Below are 21,197 nucleotides of genomic sequence, written 5' to 3' on the forward strand. Positions count from 1 at the left end.
GAACTGACCGATACCACCCACCAGCCCGGCCGTGGCGTAGTCATTAAACCGACCTGCGCACTGGCGTCCCGCGCCGCTCGAAGAACGCGAACAGTGCCTCGATCAGGAACGTTAGACACACATACACCCCGGCCACCAGCAGCAGCGGCTCATACACCTGCAGGGTTTGCGCGCGCACCACGTTGGCCGCGCCCAGCAGGTCGATGATCGCAATGGTCGAGGCCAGTGCCGTGGACTTGAGCAACATCACGGTCTCGCCCGCCAGGGTCGGCAACAGCAGGCGCATGGCTCGCGGCAAACGCACCCGCAGCAGCGCCCGGCGCGGCGTCATGCCGAAGGCGGCGGCGGCTTCCATTTCACCCTTGGGCACCGCCAGCAGCCCGCCACGAATCACTTCGCCGACGTAGGCGCCCACCGACAGCACCAGGGCGAACACTATGTACCAATAGCCGTCGCGCAGGTAGGGCCAGAAGAAGCTGCCACGGATCAGCGGAAACTGCGCAAACAGGCTGCCGAGACCGTAGTAGAAGATGTAGATCTGGATCAGCAGCGGCGTGCCGCGCAGCACGCTGGTGTAGAACAGGCTGGCCTTGGCGATCACTTTATTTTTCGAGATCCGCGCCAACGCCACCAGCACCGCCAGGGCGAAACCGAATACCATCGAGATCAGCAAAATGGTGATGGTGGTTTGCAACCCGCGGCCCAGGAGTGCCGCGTATTCAACTATCCACGCTGGAATCATTTCATTCACTCAGCCAAAGGCATCCAGCGACGGATACGTCGTTCAAGCCGTCCCGACAGGTAGTTGGACACCAACGTCACCGCGTAATACAACGCTGCGGCCGTGAGGTAGAACAACAGGTAGTGACGCGTCGATCCCGCCGCTTGCTTGGCGGTGTACAGCAGTTCATTGGTGCCGACCACGCTGATCAGCGCACTGTCCTTGATCAGGTTGATCCACAGGTTGGCCATCCCGGCCATCGCATAGGGCGCCATGATCGGCAGCGTGACCCGACGGAACAGGCCAAAGCCGCTGAGGCCGAACGCCCGCGCCGCCTCGATCTGGCCGTAGGGAATCGCCTGGATCGCCGCGCGGAAAATTTCCGAGGCGTAGGCGCCCTGCACCAGTCCCAGCACCAGGATGGCCGCCAGCGGGCCACTGACGTTGACGGCTTCGTAGCCCATCCGGGCCATCAGTGAATTGAGGAGCATGGAGCCGACGTAGTACAGCAGCAGAATCAGCAACAACTCTGGAATGGCGCGAAACAGCGTGGTGTAGCCGCGCATCAGTGCAGCGATGGGTTTGGGCGCGCCCAGCTTGAGGCAGGCCACCACCAGGCCGATAAACAAACCGACCACAAAAGCCCCGGCGGATATCTGCAGGGTCATCAGTAGACCCTTGAGCAGCGCACTGCCCCAGCCTGTTTCGCTGAAGTTGATCAAATCGAACATTGCTGGCATGGCGTTCTCCAGTCAGCGATTTTCCAATCACCACTATCCCTTGTAGGAGTGAGTCCCTGTGGGAGCACCCCTTATGGGAGCAAGGCTCTGTGGGAGCAAGGCTTGCCCGCGATGAGGCCGTTGAGTCCGCCAAAAGCATCGCGGGCAAGCCTTGCTCCCACAGGACCATTGTTTCCTGCAAAGGCAAGCCTTGCTCCCACAGAATCATTGTTTCCTGCGGGATTTGCCTTGCAGTCCAGCTATCAAAAAGCAGGTTTCACGCTGGTGCCAAAGTAGTTCTGAGACAGCTCGTCATAGTCCTTGCTCGCCAGCAGGCTGGTAATCGCCGCGTCCAGTTTGGCCTTCAACTCGGTGTCCTCCTTGCGCAGGCCGGCACCGACGCCTTTGCCGAAGAGCGGGTCGTAGGGCACGGCACCGAGGTAGGCCAGGTTGCTCGCATCAGGGGTCTTGACGAAGGCGGCCATGGCCGTGCCGTCCGCCATCATCAAGTCGATGCGCCCGGCGATCAGGTCGGCGTTGGCCGAGTCCTGGGTGTCGTAGTACTTCACGTCGGCGATTTTTTCGTAGTTGGCTTTCAGGTAGCTGGCGCTGACGGTGGAGTTCTGCACGCCGATGATCTTGCCCTTGAGATCATCCGGGTATTTGCTGACGGTGGTGCCTTTAGGCCCGACCACGGCAATCACTGAATCGTAATAAGCCTTGCTGAAGGCGATCTGTTTTTCACGCTCGGAGGTCACCGACATCGAGGAAAAAATCACGTCGATCTTCTTCGCCAGCAGCGATGGAATGATCCCGTCCCAGGCCACTTCCTTGATCTCGCACTCAGCCTTCATTTCGCTGCAGAGCTTGTGGATCAGGTCGACCTCAAAACCCTTCCATTCACCGTTGGCCTGCTTCTCGGTGTACGGCGGATAGGGTTCGGCGGCTACCGCGAACCTGATCGGTGCCGCCTGTGCCGCGCTCATCCCGGCCAGCAGCACGCACGCCACGCCCGTCATCCAGTTTGCCAAACGTCGATTGCCCATGGTTGTTCCCCGTCTTGTTATTAATTAGCGAGTCTGATGAGCGTTGACGAATTGTCGGCAACGCTCGCTGCGTGGGTGTACGAACACATCGTCCGGCGAACCGGTTTCCTCGATCAGCCCTTGATGCAGGAAGGCGACCTTGGAGGAGACATCGCGTGCGAAGGCCATTTCATGGGTCACCAGGATCATGGTGCGGCCTTCTTCGGCAAGGGAGCGGATCACCCGCAGCACTTCGCCGACCAGCTCGGGGTCGAGTGCCGAGGTGGGTTCATCGAACAGCATGACCTTGGGCCGCATCGCCAGGGCCCGGGCGATCGCTACGCGCTGCTGCTGACCCCCTGAGAGAAACGCCGGGTACTCGTTGCGCTTGGCTGCAAGCCCCACGCGTTCGAGCAAGGCTTCGGCGCGCTCGGTGGCCTCCGCGCGGCTTTCGCGCAAGACCTGGGTCGGCGCTTCGATGAGGTTTTCCAGCACCGTGCGATGAGGCCACAGGTTGAAGTTCTGGAACACCATGCCCAGGCTCGAACGGATGCGCACCAGCTGCTTGGCGTCCGACACCAGTGGTGCACCTGGCCGATTCTGATTCAGATGGATGCTTTCGCCATCCACCAGAATGCGCCCCTGGTCGGGGATTTCGAGCATGTTGATGCAGCGCAGCAGGGTACTTTTGCCCGAGCCACTGGCGCCAATCAGCGAGATCACTTCGCCTTCCCGGGCGGTCAACGAAACGCCCTTGAGCACCTCGATATTGCCGAAGCGTTTGTGCAGGCGATCGACTTCAATCATGGTCTTGCGGGCTGCCGGCTCGATGGTCGCCTCGCAGGTCACGCGGCTGATCACCGGGCGCGGGGCTTCACCTTTGAGCACCAGGACAAACTTGCGAATACGCTGGCACGCCTGGGCCAGTCGTTCCTCACCCAGGGTAAACGACAGCCGCACGAAACCCTGCGCCGGCTCGCCGAACGCGGCCGCATCCAGCACCGAGACGTGCGCCTCGCGCAGCAGTCGCCAGGCAAATTCCAGCGAAGTCAGGCCGGTGTTGCGCACGTCCAGCAGGACGAACATGCCGGCGTCGGGATTGAGTACCGAGATCCCCGGGCAATCAGCCAGGCTTTTCACCACCAGGTCGCGGCGCCGACGATAGATGTCGCGCATGCCATGGGTCACGTCACCGTGTGACTGCACGGCCTTGAGTGCAGCTTCCATGACGAACCCTGGCAGGCCGTAGAGCATGCTCAGCACCAGGTTTTCGACGTGGGCCACCAGGCTTTCGTTGGCGATGATCCAGCCAATGCGCCAGCCGGTCATGGCATGGGACTTCGACAGACTGCCGATGACCACGCAGCGCTCGGCCATGCCCGGCATGGCCGCCAGGCTCAGGTGTTCGCGCTCGAACGTGAGGCTTTCATAGACTTCATCCACCACCACCCACAGGTCGTGGATGACCGCGAGTTCGGCGATGGCTTGCAGCTCTTCGCGATTGAGCACCACGCCGGTGGGGTTGTTCGGGTTGGAGAGGAAAATCGCCTTGGTCCGCGGGGTGATCGCCTTGGCTAGCACGGCGGCGTCAAGGCGGAAACCGGAATCTGCGGCACATGGGACGCGTACCAGGGTCGCACCCGATGCCTTGAGCGTGGCCTCGTAGGTGACGTACATCGGGTCCAGGGCGAGCACTTCATCGCCAGTTGTCAGCAGGCATAACGAAGCGGCGAACAGGGCGTTCTGCGCTCCCGCCGTGAGGATCACGTTTGGCGCTTGCAACTCACGGTGGAACAAAGGGCTGTAGCGGGCGGCAATCGCTTCGCGCAATTTCAGGCGACCGGCGATTTCGGTGTAGTGGGTGTCGCCTTCGCGCAGGGCATGAATGGCTGCATCGGTGATGAAATCCGGGGTGGGAAAGTCCGGATCACCGACGCTGAGGATGATCACATCTTCACCCCGGCGCTGGGCTTCGTATGCCGCGTAGTGAATGTCCCAAGCGGCAACGCCGTCGCCCGTTATCCGCTCAACAAAGGGTGAAAACCGCATGCAAGTGCCTCGTTCGATAAGAAGAAACGCAAGCCCGCGCTACCAGCCGGGGAAGTGGGTCTCAACATAATCGAAGCTGAACAGTCGTTCAACAGATAATTCCTGGAGATTCGTGATCAGTGTAAAGAGGTCGTTTTTGCGACAGTGGTGGCGTTTATTGATCTACCGAGGCCGGCGCACCACCCGCACCTGCCCACTCCCACCACCCCCACAGAAAAACCGCTCCGCGCCATCCGACTCAAGCCCCGACACCCCCACCCCCGCTGGCAACCTCGCGCTCTGCAGCACCTCACCGGTAACCGGGTCGATACGCCGCAACTCACTTTCCTCCCCTTCCCAGGTCGCATGCCACAGCTGGCCCTCGACCCAGGTGACACCCGTGACAAACCGGTTGGACTCCAGAGTGCGCAAAATCTTGCCGTTGGCCGGATCGATCTGATGAATCTTGCGCTCGCGATACTCACCCACCCACAGTGAGCCTTCGGCCCAGGTCATGCCCGAGTCATTGCCGCCGCCTGGGGCCGGGATAGTGTTGAGCACCTCGCCGGAAACAGGGTCGATTTTCTGGATACGGCTCTCGGCCAACTGGTACAAATGCTCACCGTCAAAGGCGGTGCCGGCATGGGCGGCGACATCGATCGAGCGCACAGTCCGGCCGTCTGCCGGGTCAAGCGCGTTAAGTTTTTCGCCTGTGGCAAACCATACATGCTCGCCGTCCCAGGAAACGCCGTGCACGTTTTCCACGCCTGCAAAGGGCCCGTACTCACGAACAATCTCAGCGGTTGAGTGTTTCATCTCGGTGTTCCTCCTCTCGGTTGATGGCTCCATCCTAATCACCGGGCAGCGGGGCCGGGAGTAACAAGCTCGTCGCGAAACCCGGTACCGGCGGCGTCATCCAGCGCCGCGCCCGCCCCTGGCCGAACGACTGCACCTTGCCCGCCACCGCGAGTGCATCCAGCGCACGCTGCACACTGCGCTGACTGGTGCCCAGCGCCAGTGCCAGGGCGGAACTCGACCACGCTTCGCCATCGGCCAGGTATGCGAACAGCGTCGCGTATTTCGCCTCGACCGGCGGCGCCAGCAGCACCACGTCCACTGCGACCAGCGACTGCAGGGCATAACCGCGCGGGGTCGCCGTCACTGCGGCCAAGGGTTTGAGCACCGCACGCAGGCGTCCGATCTCGACGCGCAACCGCGAACGATGGGATTCATCGCTGAGCTTCAGACGAAACGCCCGGGCGATCAGGATTTCCCGCGATACATCGCCCGGCCAAGCCTCGGTCAGCACCCGGACCAGGGTGAACAAAACCGGGCGAGTCGCCAGGGACACCGACATCCCGACTCCGCGTACGGAGTAACGGCAAGCGTCCACCACCAGCGTGGTTGAACCGAGCATGGCTTCGACCTCGTCCAGCAAGACCGGTCGCTCTGCTCCCCGCACAATCAGCCGCGCCGCAGGCGCTTGCAGCACGCTGGCGGCGCTTGTCACCTGCGCCGTCAGCGCTGCAATGCCCGCCTCCTTCGCTGCATCCCCAGCCCTGGCCAAGGCGGCTCGCGCCTTGGCGGTTTGCAGACGGCGAATCGCAATCCCGGCGATCACCAGTTCATGGATCGTTCTCAGGGCCGGCGGCAACGGACCGGGGTCAAGGTCGGCAAGCATGCCCTCAGCATCATCCAGCTGGCCGATCAACAGCAGCCGCCTGATCTGCAGGTAGCGCGCATGAGCTGCATTGATTCGGTCGCCCTGCACCTCCAGCGTGACGCGCGCAGTTTCCAGCGCGTCAATCCGCCAGCGCAGATCCCGCGAAGCCAGGGCAATCTCGGCTTCGGCCACCACACAGCGCGCCCGAGCCAGGGTTTCCTGCGGCCCGAACGCTCGGGCAGCCCGTCTCACCAGGTCTCTGGCGCGCACCAGATCACCCAGCTGCGCCATGGCGATCCCCCTCAGCGCGAGCGCCGGCGCATCGTCACGCAGGGCGACCCGGTCCAGCGCGCCGAGAGGATCGCCTGCCGCCAGGGCATGCGCTGCCGCCGTGATCAACGAGTCCATCGGGTTACTCCAAGGTGTGGGCTGCTGGTGGTCAGTCTAGTCACGACCTGGCGCCTGGCATTGGTTTGTGCAGCAGATCGCCCCCCCGTCCTGAGGGAGCGAAGATTGCTCGCGGCGGTCTCAAATACATCTCGAGCAAGCCCGTTTCTACAGGGATCCATCACACCACGTGTCTAAAGTTACTCACGCAAAGCCAGACCTCAGGGGTTGTTAAACGAGTCGTCAACGTCTCTAACACAGCCTTACACCAAACCTCCCGCCCCCCCCCTGACAAAACATCAACATCTCCTTACAAATCCATCCCTGGCTAAACACCGGATGTGTAACTACAAGTGATAGGTTACGCCGCTCGATCAGGCCCCTGAGATGCCGAGCCGTATGATGCGCATCAATCGTCCCCGCCCTGCTGTAATCGCTGTCTACCTTGCCCTCGTCTGCTTGTTCGCCGGCGCATGGTTTACCCACCCTGCCCCCGTGCATTCTTCCTTTGCCCTGATGAAACCGGTCATGGCCGTAGCCAATAAAGTGGCGAAACCGGTCTACACCAGCCGCTTCGCTTCATCGGGCCTGGTGGACTTCGTGCATTCCTCGGCGGTCACCGCCCTGCCCGATGGCAGCCTGATGTCGGTGTGGTTCGCCGGCACCCGCGAAGGTGCCGCTGACGTGCAGGTGCGTTCCGCCCTGTTCAGCGCGAAAACCGGCGAATGGGGCGCGGAGCGCGTATTGGCGACTCGCGAGTCAACCCAGCAAGGCACTCGCAAATACATCCGCAAGCTCGGCAACCCGGTGGTGGCGCTCGCCCCGGACAATCGCCTGTGGCTGTTCTATGTGTCGGTGTCGATGGGCGGCTGGGCCGGCAGCGCGGTGAACGTGATGGTCTCCGACGACTTCGGCGAGAACTGGTCCACGCCACGCCAACTGATCACCTCGCCGTTTCTGAACATCAGCACCCTGGTGCGCTCGGCGCCGGTGTTTCACGCCGATGGTTCGATTGGCTTGCCGGTGTATCACGAGTTCCTCGGCAAGTTTGCCGAATACCTGTACCTGAGCCCGGACGGCGACGTCATCGATAAATTCCGCATCAGCCGGGGCAACAATTCATTGCAGCCCACGGTCGTTCCGCTGGATGGCCAACGCGGCGTGGCCCTGCTGCGCTATGCCGGCGAGACCCACCACCGAGTGCTGGCCACTCGCACCGAAGACGCCGGGCGGACCTGGAGCGAACCTTATCCGCTCGAGCCGTCCAATCCCAACTCTTCGCTGGCGGCAGTGGCAACCCCGGAACACGGCTTGCTGGTAGCACTCAACGACTTGCGCGAAGGTCGCTTCAAGCTGAGCTTGTATGGCACCGATGCGAAGATGGACGACTGGCGCACCCTGCGTGACTTGGATAAATCCCCGGACCCGGAGGGCGAGCCGTTCTCCCCGCAAGCCTACAAGGAGATCATCGGACACGAGTTTCGCGACTCCAGCGGGGCGCAGCGACAGCCGCTGGAAGAGGAGTTCCTGAGCAACCTCGACAAGCGGGTGTGCACCAACCGCGGGTGTGAGTTCGAGTACGAATACCCCTACTTCATCCGCAGCCCCGATGGCCTGTATCACCTGGTGTATTCCTGGAACAACACCTTCATCAAGCACATCACCTTCAACGAAGCCTGGCTGTCCGAGCGCCTGAAATGATCAATCTGTGGCAAGCCCATCTCACTTTCGCAATGATCATTTTCCTGCTGTTGCCAGGATTCGGCCTGGACCGGCTCTGGCGAGGGACGCTACTGCTGGCCTTGTTAGCCGCCAGTTTCATTCCGCTGGATGGTTTGACCCTGGCCGCCTATTTACGCAGCCATATCGATGACCTGGCGATTACTACCATGATCTTCATGGCCTGGGGTTGCCTGCGCCGTCTGCAGGTGGTGCCACCGGCCACCCGGGATCATGTCGCAGTGTTGATCATGTTTGCCTCCATGGCCCTACTGTTGTATCCGGCAACCCTGGGCATGAGCTACGTCGACCCTTACCGACTGGGCTACAGCCCGCGGGTGCTGCTGACCGTGATCGCACTGCTGACGCTGGGCCTGTTCTACCTGCGCAACGGCCTCGCAGTGGCGATGCTGGCTGGCGCAACCCTGGCGTTCCTGGTCGGGTCGAAACCTTCGCACAATTATTGGGATTACCTGGTGGATCCGCTGTTGGGCCTGTATTGCTGCGTCGCGCTGCTGGTACTCGCCGCCCGCCAGGCTTATCGCTGGCTGAACAGCCGGCGCGGATCTGCGGATCACCGATCCACTTAAGACTTAAAGACTATAAACAGGGGAACAGGGATGGGTTGGTTGCAATCGAGACGCTTGCATTACTGGTTGGGCGCAACGGCAATAATGTTTGCGCTGTTCGCCGTGCTGCGAGTGGTGTTCTTCTTCGGCTTTTCAGGATTTGATGCGAGTGCCCTGAGTGGCCAACCCGCCGTTCTGGAAACCCTCGGCATCGGCTTTCGTTTCGACTTGCGCCTGGCCATCCTCACCGTGCTGCCCCTGGCGTTGCTCGCCTGGATCCCGCGCTGGAACCTGACCACCAGCCGTGTATTGCGCCTGGTCGCCAGGGTTTACCTGGTGGTCGCGCTGAGCATCCTGTTGCTGATCTACATCATCGACTTTGGTCATTACGCCTACCTCGGCGTGCGGATCAACGCCACCGTGCTGCGCTTCATCGAAGACGCGCAGATCTCCCGCGACATGGTCTGGCAGACCTACCCGGTGATCTGGATCAGCCTCGGCTGGCTGGCAACCGTAGCGCTGGTGACCCTGGCCCTGGTGCGCCTGGAACGGGTCACGCTGGATCGTCCGCGCAAGGTCATTCATCCGCTCTCCGTGACCTGGGGCAGCGCATTGATGGTAGTGCTGGTGCTGCTGGGCATTCTCGGCCGGGTGGAAAACATGAACCTGGAAAACCCGGTGCCGCTGCGCTGGAGCGACGCATTTTTCTCCAGCAATAACCAGATCGCCGCACTGGGCCTGAACCCGGTGATTTTCCTCTACGACACGGTCAAGGTTGGCCAGTCACGCTACGACGAACAGCAGGTGCGCGAGCACTATGCAGTGATGTCCAATTACCTCGGCGTCGATCAACCGGACCCGCAAACCCTGAACTTCGTCCGCCACCAGGCGCCGCAACCCTACAAGATTCCTGGCTCGCGCCCGCCAAACGTAATGTTCGTGATGCTCGAATCCCTCGGCACCAGCGCCGTCGGCGCCTATGGCAACCCGATCAATCCGACACCGAACATTGACCGCCTGGCCAAGCAGAGCTGGTTCTTCGAGCACTTCTACGTGCCAGTCACCGGTACCGCGAAAACCGTGTGGGCGAGCATTTCCGGGGTACCCGACGTCACCCGTCAGGAAACCGCGACCCGCAACCCGCTGATCACCCAGCAGAACACTTTGATCAATGCGTTCGCCGGCTACGAGAAGATCTACACCATCGGCGGCAACTCCGGCTGGGCCAACATGAACGCGCTGATTCGCCAGAGCATCGACGGCGTGCGGCTGTTCGAAGAGCGCGACTGGAAGGCGCCGGTGGTGGATGTCTGGGGCATTTCCGACCTGGATCTGTTCAAGGAAACCGACAAGATCCTGCAGGCGCTGCCGGACGACAAACCGTTCTTTGCCTACGTGCAAACCGCCGGAAATCATCGTCCGTTCACCATCCCCAAGCTCAACGACGGATTTGAGGTCAAGCATCCGACCCTGGCCGAAGTACAGGCCGCCGGTTCGCGCAGTGTCGAGCAGTACAACGCGGTGCGCCTGCTGGACTTCAACATCGGGCGCCTGATGGAAATCGCCAAGGCCGGCGGTTGGTACGACAACACCATCTTCGTGCTGTTTGGCGATCACAACACCCGCATCGCGCAGATCCCGTTCCTCGCTCCGGCCTACGAACAGCTGGGCCTGGAGAGCAACGCTGTGCCGATGATCATCCACGCCCCGGCCCTGCTGGGCTCGCGTACCGTCGAGGAAGCAGTTGGCCTGGTCGACTTGCTGCCGACAGTGGCCGGGATGGCCGGGATGGAGTTCCGCAACAGCGGCATGGGCCGGGATATCCAGCAGCCGGCTCCCGAAGGTGAACGGGTCGTGCCACTGGTGCTGCGCGAAGGCACCTTCCCGTTGATTGCCGGCGTGACCCAGCACTTCATGGTGCAGATGGAACACGACGGCAGCTCGCCAACCTTGCACGACCTCGCTTCGATGACGCCGCTGGATGACGTCGCCAAACAGAACCCCGAAGAGTTCAAACGCCTGGTGCAGTTGACCCGGGGCATGCATGAAACCTCGAGGCTGATGCTCTACCAGAACGTGCGCAAGTAACCGCCAAACAAGTGCCGGCGAGCAAATGTGACCTCATATATCGGGGTCAGGCAGGCCGGCACTTGATACCATCCAGCACACTTGTGTGACGATTCAGTGTCTGGAATAAATTTCGTGAACAAATTCCGTCTCGGGTTGCAGAAACCCTACGCGCGTCTTATCGCCCTCATTACCCTGGTGTTGATCGTGCCCCTGTGCCTGCGCGCGGCCCTGGGCTGGTCAAATCCCCACGGCTACCTGTCGGACCTGGGCATCGCCAGCCTGTTGATCGTGCTGTTGCATCGCCGTCCCTGGTGGCTGGCGCTGCCGGTGCTGCTGGTGTGGGGTTTCATGACGGTGGCGAGCGCCGAGCTGGTCAGTGCAGTGGGCCGTCTGCCCAACGTCTCGGACCTGCATTACCTGATCGACCCGCAGTTCCTGGAAAACTCCAGCGGCGGTGGATTCGCCCAGCCATGGTTGGCGGCGACGCTGCTGGTCACGCTGATCGTCTGGCTGTGCTGCCACTGGCTGGCCCCTTCAACTCCCTCGCCGTCCCTGCCCCGCCACGCCTGGAGCGCTCCGCTGTTGCTGCTGATTGCCCACTGGGGCGCGCAACACCTGCTGCCCACCGATGCCGATCAGTGGCGCGTGTTCAACCTGCCCCACCAGTTGATCACTGCGGGCACGGGCAACGTGCAGATGGCAGTGGAGGAATGGCTGGAAGGCGACGTGGTCGATGTGCCACCGCAGATGGCCGGTCTGGTGCAACTCGATCTCGACGGTCAGCGGCTGCTGACTGGCCCAGGGCAAGCGCACAACGTGCTGGTGATCGCACTGGAAGGCATTCCCGGCGCCTATGTAGCGACCAACCGTGAAGCATTGCACAGCAGCTATCAGGAAAACCTGATGCCGCGACTCAGTCGCTGGGCGGAACGCGGCATGAATACACCCGATTACGTACTGCACAGCCATCAGACCATCCGCGGCCTGTACGCGATGCTCTGCGGTGACTACGACAAGCTCGACAATGGCACCCCAAAGGGTGTCGAGATGCTCACCCAGACCGAACGCAACCAGGCCTGCCTTCCGGCCCAGTTGCACAAGAACGGCTTTGCCACACACTACCTGCAGGGCGCCGGCCTGCGCTTCATGGCCAAAGACAAGATCATGCCGCACATCGGTTTCGACACCACGCTGGGCCTTGAGTGGTTCACCAATGCCTCGTACCTGGAGTTCCCGTGGGGCAAGGATGACAAGGCGTTCTTCGAGGGCGCCCTGGACTACGTCGGCCAGCTGAAAAAACAGAAAAAGCCATGGATGCTGACCCTGTTGACCGTCGGCACCCACCAGCCGTACTCCGCCCCGGAGGACTACCTGCAACGCTACGACACTCCAAAGCAGGCGGCAGTCGGTTATCTGGATGATGCGCTGGATCAGTTCCTCAGTGGCCTGGAGCGCCAGGGCGTGCTCAAGGACACCCTGGTGCTGATCACTTCCGATGAATCCCATGGCATCGACGGTGTGCGTCTCGCTTCGTCCTGGGGCTTTAACCTGACCCTCGCTCCCGAGCAGGCGCAGTTGCCTCACATCAAGTCCGGGGTGTACGGGCACGTGGATCTGACCACGTCGATCCTCGACTACTTCGCCTTGCCCGTGCCGGCCACTCTCAGCGGCCGCTCGCTGTTTCGCGACTATGAAACCGGGCGCGAGATCATGTCCTATACCAACGGCAACCTGCGTTATCACGACGGCCAGGGAACCTTCACCGAGTGCGATTTCCAGCTACGCTGCCGGTATTACGCCAGCGAGGGGTTTATCGCCGATCGGGCGAAACTGCTCGGCCAGTACGGCGGGCAGCGCGCCCGGCAGATCGCCGCCCGCGCCACGGCCCTTGATCGAACCCTGATGCAAACTCCACTGAACCAGCGTTATCAGTTCGGCAGCCCGGCGAGCATTCCGCTGCAGGCGCAGATCAATGATGACTGGGCCGACAACCTGATCGGAGCGCAGTACCTGGAAATGCCCAAGGGCTCACACACCCGCGTGCGCCTGACCGTGCGTTCGGTCGATAGCCAGCAGAACGCCTACATCCTGCTCAAGACCAAGGAATTCGAGCAGGACGTGCAGGTCGGCTTGCCGGCAGAAATGCTGGTCACCGCCGACCAGCCGCTGGAGATGGATTTCAGCTTCGACAACCCCGAGTCGCGCAAGGCGTTTTCTTTCCACTTGCTGGGCTATGGCACCGGGGCGATCGAGGTCAGTGACTTCAGTGTGATTACCGAATTGCCCGGGCAGGAAGAACCGATTGGCCAAACTCTGGAAGATGATACGGCGGAATCCAGCTGAGTCAGTCGGCGGATCGCGGCCTCAGTCTGACACCGCCACCTGATTGCGCCCCCGCGCCTTGGCTCGGTATAAGGCCTTGTCGGCATTGTTCATCAGGCTGTGCAAGTCATGATCCTCGGGCGCCATTGAGGCCACCCCGAGACTGGCAGTAATGCAGTGCACCGGGCCGGTCATCGATCCCGCAATGGATAGCGTGACCTGCTCGGCAATGTCCAGCGCCACTTCGATCGAAGTGTCCGGTAACAACACCGCAAACTCCTCGCCGCCCAGCCGACCATAAACATCGGTAGCGCGAAAGGACTTACTGATCACCACCCCCATCTGCCGCAACACCTGATCGCCGACCTGATGCCCGTAAGTGTCATTGATGTGCTTGAAATGATCCATATCCAGCATCACCACGCACAGCGGCAGCCGGTGGCTTTTGCAGTGACTGTACAGCTGCTGAGCATGCTCGAAGAAGGCCCGACGATTATTCAGACCCGTCAGCTCGTCCGTCTGCGCCGCACGGGTCGATATGCTGTGCGCCCGCTCCATCTCTCGGGTCAGGCGAAAGGCCGTTTCCAGGGCTACCGACAGCTTGCGCGTGGCGCCGGCGACAAACGAGGCAAACACCAGCACTGCGAGGGCCATGCCCGTCTGAACCGTGGAAGGCTGGAACAACAGCCACAAGGTGCAGGGCAGCAGCACCAGGGCGATCGAGGCCAGCGTCATCTGGCTGTAGGACGAGTAACAGGACACCGCACTGACCGACATCCCCACCGCAAACAACATCACCAGCGCCTGAGACAGGAGGTGATCCGTGGGCATCACCGCCAACGCGCCAACGCCCCAGATACCCGCAGACAGCACCAGTGTGAGCCAGTACGTGCGCTCCCAGCGTTGCGGCGTACGTTCCAGCTCGGGGCTGCGGAAATAGGCGATGAACATCCCCAGCCGCAATAACGACGATGCCGACAGCAGGGCAATCCAGGAAAAAATCACGCTGTGATCAAAGGTGTCCCAGCACAACCAGCACAGCATGATCGCGGCCAGGTAACTGCCAAACACCGCCGACACGGACTGGTGAAACAACTGATGCAACCGGTCCGCGCGCACCTGCTCGGCTATCTGGGTTTGCTGGTCCTGCCGAAGCCCAAGTCGATCCATATGATCCGCCTGATCATGCTGCCGCGAAAAAAACCGATTGTGGCATCCCGCTACGATCGGTAGCCAACGAATAAGCGCCTCTTGTGCAAGAATTGCTCGGCAAGTCTAGCTGGCTTGGTGGCGGATGAACTGTGGGCGCCAATTCCAGGTAAGAGACTGAACCTATCACCCCGCAACACTCCCCCTATTAGCTGACTTCCCAAGTCGGGTCTAACCTTAGTCCTGCGCTGGCGCCATCAGCTGGCCGTAGCAGTGGCTCGTCGCTTGGCCGCACCCATGAGGTGCGCACTGCCCGGATGATCACGACCCAAAGGTAGCTCACACATGGCAAATGAATCGAAATGCCCTTTCAATCATGCCGCTGGCGGTGGCACGACGAACCGCGACTGGTGGCCCAACCAGCTGAATCTGAAGATCCTGCACCAGCATTCGTCCTTGTCCGCCCCCCTGGACGAAGGCTTCAATTATGCCCAAGCGTTCAAGAGCCTGGACTTCCAGGCACTCAAGCAAGACCTGCGCGCGCTGATGACCGACTCCCAGGACTGGTGGCCGGCCGACTTCGGTCATTACGGGCCGCTGTTCATCCGCATGGCCTGGCACAGTGCCGGCACCTATCGCACCGCCGATGGCCGTGGCGGCGCCGGTTCCGGCCAGCAACGCTTCGCCCCGCTCAACAGCTGGCCGGACAACGTCAGCCTGGACAAGGCACGCCGGCTGCTGTGGCCGATTAAGCAAAAGTACGGGCGCAATGTTTCCTGGGCCGACCTGATCGTCCTAACCGGCAACGTCGCGCTCGAATCCATGGGCTTCAAGACCTTTGGTTTTTCCGGCGGCCGTCCGGATGTCTGGGAACCGGACGAAGACGTCTACTGGGGTTCGGAAAACAAATGGCTGGCAGGCGACTCCCGCTACGATCAAGGCCACAAAGAGCCGATGCAAAAACCTGGCGAAGGCCCACTGGTCGCCGAGCCTGGCGAGAACGAAGACAGCCGCGTCGAGCCCGGCCGGCACCTGGAAAAACCCCTGGCTGCCGTGCAAATGGGCCTGATCTACGTCAACCCCGAAGGCCCGGAAGGCGAGCCCGACCCGGTCAAATCCGCCTTGGACATTCGCGAAACGTTCGGCCGCATGGCCATGAACGATGAAGAAACCGTGGCGCTGATCGCCGGCGGCCACGCGTTCGGTAAAACCCACGGCGCCGGTCCTGCGGACAACGTCGGCGCGGAACCCGAAGCAGCGGGCCTGGAAGAACAGGGTTTCGGCTGGAAAAACAGCTTTGGCACCGGCAAAGGCCCGGACACCATCACCAGCGGCCTGGAAGTGACCTGGACCACCACGCCCACCCAGTGGAGCAACAACTACCTGGAAAACCTCTTCGGCTTCGACTGGGAACTGACCAAAAGCCCGGCCGGCGCGCACCAGTGGACGCCCAAAAACGGCGCCGGCGCCGGGATCATTCCGGATGCCCACGACCCGAGCAAACGCCGCAACCCGACCATGCTCACCTCTGACCTGGCGCTGCGCTTCGACCCGATCTACGAACCGATTTCCCGGCGCTTCCTGCAGAATCCCGAGCAACTGGCCGACGCCTTCGCCCGCGCCTGGTTCAAGCTGATCCACCGTGACATGGGCCCGCTCTCGCGCTACCTCGGCCCGGAAATGCCCAACGAAGAGCTGCTGTGGCAGGACCCGATTCCCGACGTCGACCACGAGTTGATCAACGACAGCGACGTCGCCGCCCTCAAGAGCAAACTGCAGGCGTCCGGCCTGTCCGTTTCGCAGCTGGTCTCTACCGCCTGGGCCGCTGCCTCGACCTTCCGCGGCTCGGATAAACGCGGCGGTGCCAACGGTGCGCGCCTGCGCCTGGAACCGCAGAAATCCTGGCAGGCCAATCAGCCGCAACAACTGGGCAGCGTGCTGGCGAAACTCGAAAGCATCCAGAACGAGTTCAACAGCGGCGGCAAGAAAGTCTCCCTGGCCGACCTGATCGTGCTGGCCGGCAACGCAGGGGTCGAACAAGCGGCGAAAAACGCTGGAGCCAACCTCAGCCTGCCCTTCACTCCAGGACGGACTGATGCGACCCAGGAACAGACCGACGTCGAGTCCTTCGCCTTCCTCGAGCCTGACGCCGACGGCTTCCGCAACTTCCTCAAAACCCGCTACACCGTACCGGCCGAGGCGCTGCTGATCGACAAGGCACAATTGCTCAACCTGACCGCACCGCAAATGACCGCCCTGATCGGCGGCCTGCGCGTACTGAACACCAACGTCGGCCAGACCAAACATGGCCTGTTCACCCAGCGCCCGGAAACCCTGACCAACGACTTCTTCACCAACCTGCTGGACATGGGCGTGGAATGGAAACCCACCTCGGATGAAGCACAGGAATTTGAAGGACGTGATCGCAAGACCGGCCAGGTGAAATGGACCGGCACGCGGGTGGACCTGGTGTTCGGTTCGAATGCGCAGCTGCGGGCTATCGCTGAGGTTTATGCGAGCGCTGATGGCAAGGAGCAGTTTGTGAAAGACTTTGGGGCGGCGTGGACCAAGGTGATGAATCTGGATCGGTTTGATGTGAAATAACCTAGACCCTGAAAATGCAAACGCCTCCATCAGTGGAGGCGTTTTGCTGTGTGCAGGCAACGTTATGTCGGAGAGATCGTAGCCAGCGCGCCAATCAGAACGGTCAATACTAAAAAACCACCAAGGAAAATCGCCATTTTGCCCATTTGGGGCGCTCCTGCTTGTTCAATGTGGCGTCATTGTGAGCCGCACGCTATTTTCATTACAGATGCAGATCGCGATGAAAAATACGGATCAGATCGTAGCTGGAGCCCGCGCCCCATCCCACACACTCATCACCTGCGTCACCGCAGCATCCAGCGCTGCATGGCTCACCCCGTCCCGGGCCAGGATCGAAAGTCCCGACAGAAAGCTGTCGAACATCGTAGCAAGCGCCTCAATATCCACTGTAGGTCGCAACTGCCCCTCGGCAACGCCGCGTTCAACGCATTTGGTGATGCCCACACGATTCAGGGCTCTGGATTCCGCCAGTGGCCGGGAGATGACTTTGCTCTCCTGCGAGCACGCACTCATCAACCCCAATGACACCAGACAACCCCTTGGATGGTCGGGCTCGGTCTGCATTTTGGCAGAACGACGCAGGGTCAGTTCAATCGCTTCCCGGGGCGCCAGTGTTTCATCGAACAGGCTCTCGGTGACCCGGCCATGGGTACTCAAATAGTGCGCCATGACTTCCTGGAACAGCGCTTCCTTTGAGCCAAAGGCTGCATAAAAGCTGGGTGCTGAAATACCTCCACCAATGGACGCCTTGAGCTGGCTGAGCGACGTGGAATCGTAGCCGTGCTCCCAGAAAAGATTCATCGCCTGATTGATTGCCGCGTCCCGGTCGAAGGTGCGCGGTCTTCCCATCTGAGCCATACGTTCCTCCGTCAGCGAGACTTAGATACTAATCGATACATAAATGATTGACAACGTGACCGGCCCACCCTAGATTTATATCGATCGGTATATATATCAGGGAGCGTGAAATGATAAATGATGAACAGCAAGCCGAGCGGCTACCGCTAGGTGCATTACTGGCGTTGGCCATGACTGGGTTTACCTGCATCGTGACCGAAACTTTACCGGCCGGACTGTTGCCTGAGATCGGCGCCGGGCTCGATGTGTCGCAACCATTGGCCGGGCAGATGGTCACGGTTTATGCCCTGGGATCCGTGTTAGCGGCGATTCCGCTGACGATCGCTACTCAAGGATGGCGCCGCCGCACCGTCCTGCTGTCGACGATTCTTGGCTTCCTGCTGTTCAACACCATTACTGCCTTGTCTTCAGATTACTGGCTGACACTGGTCGCCCGATTTTTCGCTGGCGTGTCTGCCGGCCTGGCCTGGAGCCTCCTGGCCGGTTACGCCCGGCGCATGGTTGTACCGCGCCTGCAGGGACGCGCACTGGCGGTGGCGATGGTCGGAACCCCGATTGCATTATCCCTGGGAGTGCCCCTGGGTACCTGGATGGGCGGCTTCATGGGATGGCGAATGGCGTTTGCCCTGATGTCCGGTTTGACCCTTGTGCTGATCGTGTGGGTGTTGATCAAAGTGCCCGACTACCCAGGTCAATCGTCATCGCAACGCATGGCACTGCGTCAGGTATTGTTCACGCCCGGCGTACGATCGGTACTGGGTGTGGTAGTCACATGGATGCTGGCCCACAACATTCTCTACACCTACATCGCCCCTTTCCTCTCATCCGCAGGATTGACCGGGCATGTCGACGTGGTGCTGCTGGTGTTCGGCATCGCGGCGCTCGCGAGTATCTGGATCACCGGTCGGCTGGTGGATCGTCACCTACGCACCGCCGTACTAATCAGTCTGGCCACCTTCGCTGCTGTTTCACTGGTTTTCGGTGTGTTCTCGAACTCCGCGATCGTGATGCTGCTTGGGGTGTTTGTCTGGGGACTGACATTCGGAGGCGCTGGGACGCTGCTGCAAACAGCGTTGGCCGACACCGCCGGAAAAGGAGCGGACGTTGCCCTTTCCATGAATGTCGTCGTATGGAATAGCGCGATTGCGGTGGGTGGATTGCTGGGCGGCGTAATGCTCGATCAACTGGGTGTGAGCGTTTTTCCTTGGATATTGATGGTGCTGTTGGTGATCAGCTTTTTGATCGCACTAAACGCGCGGGCACATGGCTTTCCGCAGGGTGACCGCAGCAGCGGGTTGGTGATTGCCGGACATTAAGTCACTGGGTTGTGAAGGGCTTCACGGACTTGCTCGATAACCGCTGCAAGTGACTTGCGCGAAGCCTCGGGAGGCGCCAGGCGCAGAACTAATCCGCCATGATTGCGTGATATTGCTTTTGGTATTCTCTGTAAGCCAGATTTTCGGCCATTAACGCTTTCAACCGGGTTTCCTTCAAGAACAGCAAAATCAGCTTATGCAGGGAGAATCATTTTCAGGTGGCGGCTGCATTGAGTGATGTGAAAGTCATACCGCAGTCAGCCGAGGACACCAGGTCATCTACTCTTGCTCATGGGCAAGCATGCTGACTGCCTGCACAGCTTCACTCGCACCATCATGAATTTGTTGGATGACTGTACCTGCTTGATCAGCTAGCTCGACGCCTTTGGTAGCCCGCTCGCGCGTGCCGGCCATACTCTTGATCGCTAACTGCGTTTCAGCCTGAATCTTGTTAACCATTTCTGCGATCTCCATCGTAGAGCCACTGGTGCGTGCAGCTAGCAACCTAACTTCATCAGCGACCACAGCAAATCCGCGTCCTTGCTCGCCCGCCCGAGCGGCTTCGATGGCAGCGTTTAAAGCCAGTAAGTTGGTCTGATCAGCAATCCCCCGTATCGTTTTAACGATAGTGGTGATCTGCTCAGAACACTCGCCGAGCTTGGCGATAATAAGTGAGGAGTCCTCTATGTTAGCGGCGATTTCGCGCATTTCGCTTGCCGCTTGCTGGATAACCAATGTTCCGCGCTCGGCATCCCTGCGAGTTTCAACTGAAATGCTGTAGGCTTGGCTAGCACTTTGAGTGTCCTCAGTATGCTTTTGCACCATCGCTGTGACATCTGATGCAAATTTCACGATTTTATTCAAGCATCCATTGGCGTCATAAACCGGATTGTAGGTAGCTTCAAGCCATAAGGCTCTCCCTCCCTTACCGACACGTTCAAACTGCCCGTTAAAAAATTCCCCTTGATTCAGACGACGCCAAAAATCTTGGTACTCACCACTGTTCGCCAATGCAGGTTTACAAAACAGCTTGTGGTGCTTTCCTTTGAGTTCAACTAAACTGTACCCAGTGAGATTCAAAAAATTCTGATTGGCATCAAGAATGCTGCCGTCTAACGCAAATTCGATTATGCCCATCGCTCGATCGAGTGCTTGCAATTTCCCTCTGACTAAACTTTCTTGCTGCAACTTCAATGTGACATCAAGTGCATACTTAACTACTTTGACCACATTTCCGCGCTCATCCCTGACTGGATTGTAACTAGCCTCTAACCAAATGGGTTCAGCAGAAGAATTTATCCGCTCGAAAGTCCCTGATTCGAAATGACCGCTTTTGAGGCGGCTCCAGAAGTCCAGGTATTCTTTGCTACGAGCGAAATTGGGCGGACAAAATTTTCGGTGCGACTGTCCCAAAACCTCATCCAGGTCGTAACCCATGGTTTTAAGGAGATTTTCATTTGCCTTTAAAACCATTCCATTCAGGTCAAACTCAATCACCGCCATTGAGCGATTAATTGCCCCGAGCAAACTGGATTGCTCAGCGATGATTTGTTGCAGCTTTACGTTTTCTTTCTTGTATGTCTTAAACATTGCCAGTGCCCCCGGAGATAGAGAAGGTCAGACTATTGTGGATCAACACACTGGCCGCTCAAGACTCGCGAAAAATATACCCCTCCTTCATTGTGCTACCCAAAAGTAGAGAACAAAGGTGGGTGGTCTAAATCGGTCAATGCATTTGAAAAGCTGTAGACAGCTGATGCGCTAGGGAAAAGAAAGCAGAGAGCGCTGGCTTTCTGATGACAGAATGCCACACCTTCTAAATACTTGTACAGATATTTTGATTTGTACAGCTTTTAGCGCAAAAGCTGTACAAAGATTTCGATAGCTCCCAAGTGGAGCATGGGGGAGTAGGCAGGTTCGATATCACAGCTGGAGAGGATCACGCGGAACGCCCTCCCAAACGTTGGCCACGTGCAGCGGACTGGTAGCGTTACCCCTCAGAGCTTTGAGGAGCGCATAATTTATGAGAGCTCGACCGAGCAACGAC

The 21,197-nt window shown here is 59.9% G+C and carries 15 protein-coding genes and 1 pseudogene; 6 read left to right on the plus strand and 10 right to left on the minus strand.

The window, feature by feature from the left end; genetic code table 11:
• Window positions 1–43 precede the first annotated feature (43 nt).
• The 6 genes from ACYZTK_RS03160 to ACYZTK_RS03185 all read right to left on the minus strand — a co-directional run bounded on the left by ACYZTK_RS03160 (window position 44) and on the right by ACYZTK_RS03185 (window position 6,564).
• Window positions 44–742 (minus strand): ABC transporter permease, encoded by a 699-nt coding sequence (locus tag ACYZTK_RS03160; RefSeq protein ID WP_462014843.1) that lies wholly within the window; start codon window positions 740–742, stop codon window positions 44–46.
• A 5-nt stretch (window positions 743–747) separates the two neighbouring features.
• Window positions 748–1,461: an ABC transporter permease gene (locus ACYZTK_RS03165; RefSeq protein ID WP_462013099.1), complete on the minus strand. Its 714-nt coding sequence runs from the start codon at window positions 1,459–1,461 to the stop codon at window positions 748–750.
• Between the two features lie 242 nt (window positions 1,462–1,703).
• Complete coding sequence (locus ACYZTK_RS03170) at window positions 1,704–2,486, minus strand: transporter substrate-binding domain-containing protein (protein ID WP_462013100.1); 783 nt, start codon at window positions 2,484–2,486, stop codon at window positions 1,704–1,706.
• A gap of 24 nt (window positions 2,487–2,510) precedes the next feature.
• Window positions 2,511–4,514, minus strand: coding sequence for an aminotransferase class I/II-fold pyridoxal phosphate-dependent enzyme (locus ACYZTK_RS03175; RefSeq protein WP_462013101.1), 2,004 nt, complete (start codon window positions 4,512–4,514; stop codon window positions 2,511–2,513).
• Between the two features lie 162 nt (window positions 4,515–4,676).
• Complete coding sequence (locus ACYZTK_RS03180; protein WP_462013102.1) at window positions 4,677–5,309, minus strand: Vgb family protein; 633 nt, start codon at window positions 5,307–5,309, stop codon at window positions 4,677–4,679.
• Between the two features lie 34 nt (window positions 5,310–5,343).
• Complete coding sequence (locus tag ACYZTK_RS03185; protein WP_462013103.1) at window positions 5,344–6,564, minus strand: helix-turn-helix domain-containing protein; 1,221 nt, start codon at window positions 6,562–6,564, stop codon at window positions 5,344–5,346.
• 381 nt (window positions 6,565–6,945) lie between these two features.
• On the opposite strand from ACYZTK_RS03185, the gene ACYZTK_RS03190 reads away from it, so the two are divergent.
• The 4 genes from ACYZTK_RS03190 (at window position 6,946) to ACYZTK_RS03205 (ending at window position 13,244) form a co-directional block, all read left to right on the plus strand.
• Complete coding sequence (locus ACYZTK_RS03190; RefSeq protein WP_462014844.1) at window positions 6,946–8,244, plus strand: sialidase family protein; 1,299 nt, start codon at window positions 6,946–6,948, stop codon at window positions 8,242–8,244.
• Window positions 8,241–8,852: a hypothetical protein gene (locus tag ACYZTK_RS03195; RefSeq protein WP_462013104.1), complete on the plus strand. Its 612-nt coding sequence runs from the start codon at window positions 8,241–8,243 to the stop codon at window positions 8,850–8,852. The genes ACYZTK_RS03190 and ACYZTK_RS03195 overlap by 4 nt, the downstream gene beginning before the upstream one ends.
• Before the next feature lie 30 nt (window positions 8,853–8,882).
• Window positions 8,883–10,919, plus strand: coding sequence for an LTA synthase family protein (locus ACYZTK_RS03200; RefSeq protein WP_462013105.1), 2,037 nt, complete (start codon window positions 8,883–8,885; stop codon window positions 10,917–10,919).
• A gap of 114 nt (window positions 10,920–11,033) precedes the next feature.
• On the plus strand, window positions 11,034–13,244 hold the full coding sequence (locus tag ACYZTK_RS03205; protein ID WP_462013106.1) for an LTA synthase family protein: 2,211 nt from the start codon (window positions 11,034–11,036) through the stop codon (window positions 13,242–13,244).
• Window positions 13,245–13,265: 21 nt separating this feature from the next.
• Here ACYZTK_RS03205 and ACYZTK_RS03210 read toward each other — a convergent pair whose 3' ends face one another.
• Window positions 13,266–14,393: a GGDEF domain-containing protein gene (locus tag ACYZTK_RS03210; RefSeq protein WP_462013107.1), complete on the minus strand. Its 1,128-nt coding sequence runs from the start codon at window positions 14,391–14,393 to the stop codon at window positions 13,266–13,268.
• A 324-nt stretch (window positions 14,394–14,717) separates the two neighbouring features.
• Here ACYZTK_RS03210 and katG point away from each other — a divergent pair, with 324 nt between their 5' ends.
• Complete coding sequence (gene katG / locus ACYZTK_RS03215) at window positions 14,718–16,976, plus strand: catalase/peroxidase HPI (protein WP_462013108.1); 2,259 nt, start codon at window positions 14,718–14,720, stop codon at window positions 16,974–16,976.
• Between the two features lie 234 nt (window positions 16,977–17,210).
• Here katG and ACYZTK_RS03220 read toward each other — a convergent pair whose 3' ends face one another.
• A complete protein-coding gene (locus tag ACYZTK_RS03220) occupies window positions 17,211–17,834 on the minus strand; it encodes a TetR/AcrR family transcriptional regulator (RefSeq protein ID WP_462013109.1) in 624 nt (207 codons plus the stop codon).
• A 110-nt stretch (window positions 17,835–17,944) separates the two neighbouring features.
• Between ACYZTK_RS03220 and ACYZTK_RS03225 the strand changes: the two genes are divergently transcribed.
• The gene (locus tag ACYZTK_RS03225; protein ID WP_462013110.1) at window positions 17,945–19,150 is read left to right on the plus strand and encodes an MFS transporter; all 1,206 of its coding nucleotides are present in this window, start codon (window positions 17,945–17,947) and stop codon (window positions 19,148–19,150) included.
• Window positions 19,151–19,429: 279 nt separating this feature from the next.
• Here the strand turns inward: ACYZTK_RS03225 and ACYZTK_RS03230 are convergent, their stop codons facing one another.
• Together ACYZTK_RS03230 and ACYZTK_RS03235 are read right to left on the minus strand one after the other, a co-directional pair.
• Window positions 19,430–19,975 carry a methyl-accepting chemotaxis protein gene (locus tag ACYZTK_RS03230; protein ID WP_462014845.1) on the minus strand — a complete coding sequence of 182 codons (546 nt, stop codon included), beginning with the start codon at window positions 19,973–19,975 and terminating at the stop codon, window positions 19,430–19,432.
• Between the two features lie 51 nt (window positions 19,976–20,026).
• A pseudogene (locus tag ACYZTK_RS03235) lies at window positions 20,027–20,740 on the minus strand (PAS domain-containing protein); the annotation flags it as partial.
• Window positions 20,741–21,197 lie beyond the last annotated feature (457 nt).

Source organism: Pseudomonas sp. LB3P31 (genome assembly GCF_054897945.1).

Excerpts from the sequence above, each read along its gene's own strand:
- ACYZTK_RS03160 (WP_462014843.1), bottom strand. The coding sequence starts at position 742 with ATGATTCCAGCGTGGATAGTTGAATACGCGGCACTCCTGGGCCGCGGG.
- ACYZTK_RS03165 (WP_462013099.1), bottom strand. The coding sequence starts at position 1,461 with ATGCCAGCAATGTTCGATTTGATCAACTTCAGCGAAACAGGCTGGGGC.
- ACYZTK_RS03170 (WP_462013100.1), bottom strand. The coding sequence starts at position 2,486 with ATGGGCAATCGACGTTTGGCAAACTGGATGACGGGCGTGGCGTGCGTG.
- ACYZTK_RS03175 (WP_462013101.1), bottom strand. The coding sequence starts at position 4,514 with ATGCGGTTTTCACCCTTTGTTGAGCGGATAACGGGCGACGGCGTTGCC.
- ACYZTK_RS03180 (WP_462013102.1), bottom strand. The coding sequence starts at position 5,309 with ATGAAACACTCAACCGCTGAGATTGTTCGTGAGTACGGGCCCTTTGCA.
- ACYZTK_RS03185 (WP_462013103.1), bottom strand. The coding sequence starts at position 6,564 with ATGGACTCGTTGATCACGGCGGCAGCGCATGCCCTGGCGGCAGGCGAT.
- ACYZTK_RS03190 (WP_462014844.1), top strand. The coding sequence starts at position 6,946 with ATGCGCATCAATCGTCCCCGCCCTGCTGTAATCGCTGTCTACCTTGCC.
- ACYZTK_RS03195 (WP_462013104.1), top strand. The coding sequence starts at position 8,241 with ATGATCAATCTGTGGCAAGCCCATCTCACTTTCGCAATGATCATTTTC.
- ACYZTK_RS03200 (WP_462013105.1), top strand. The coding sequence starts at position 8,883 with ATGGGTTGGTTGCAATCGAGACGCTTGCATTACTGGTTGGGCGCAACG.
- ACYZTK_RS03210 (WP_462013107.1), bottom strand. The coding sequence starts at position 14,393 with ATGGATCGACTTGGGCTTCGGCAGGACCAGCAAACCCAGATAGCCGAG.
- katG (WP_462013108.1), top strand. The coding sequence starts at position 14,718 with ATGGCAAATGAATCGAAATGCCCTTTCAATCATGCCGCTGGCGGTGGC.
- ACYZTK_RS03220 (WP_462013109.1), bottom strand. The coding sequence starts at position 17,834 with ATGGCTCAGATGGGAAGACCGCGCACCTTCGACCGGGACGCGGCAATC.
- ACYZTK_RS03225 (WP_462013110.1), top strand. The coding sequence starts at position 17,945 with ATGATAAATGATGAACAGCAAGCCGAGCGGCTACCGCTAGGTGCATTA.
- ACYZTK_RS03230 (WP_462014845.1), bottom strand. The coding sequence starts at position 19,975 with ATGGTGCAAAAGCATACTGAGGACACTCAAAGTGCTAGCCAAGCCTAC.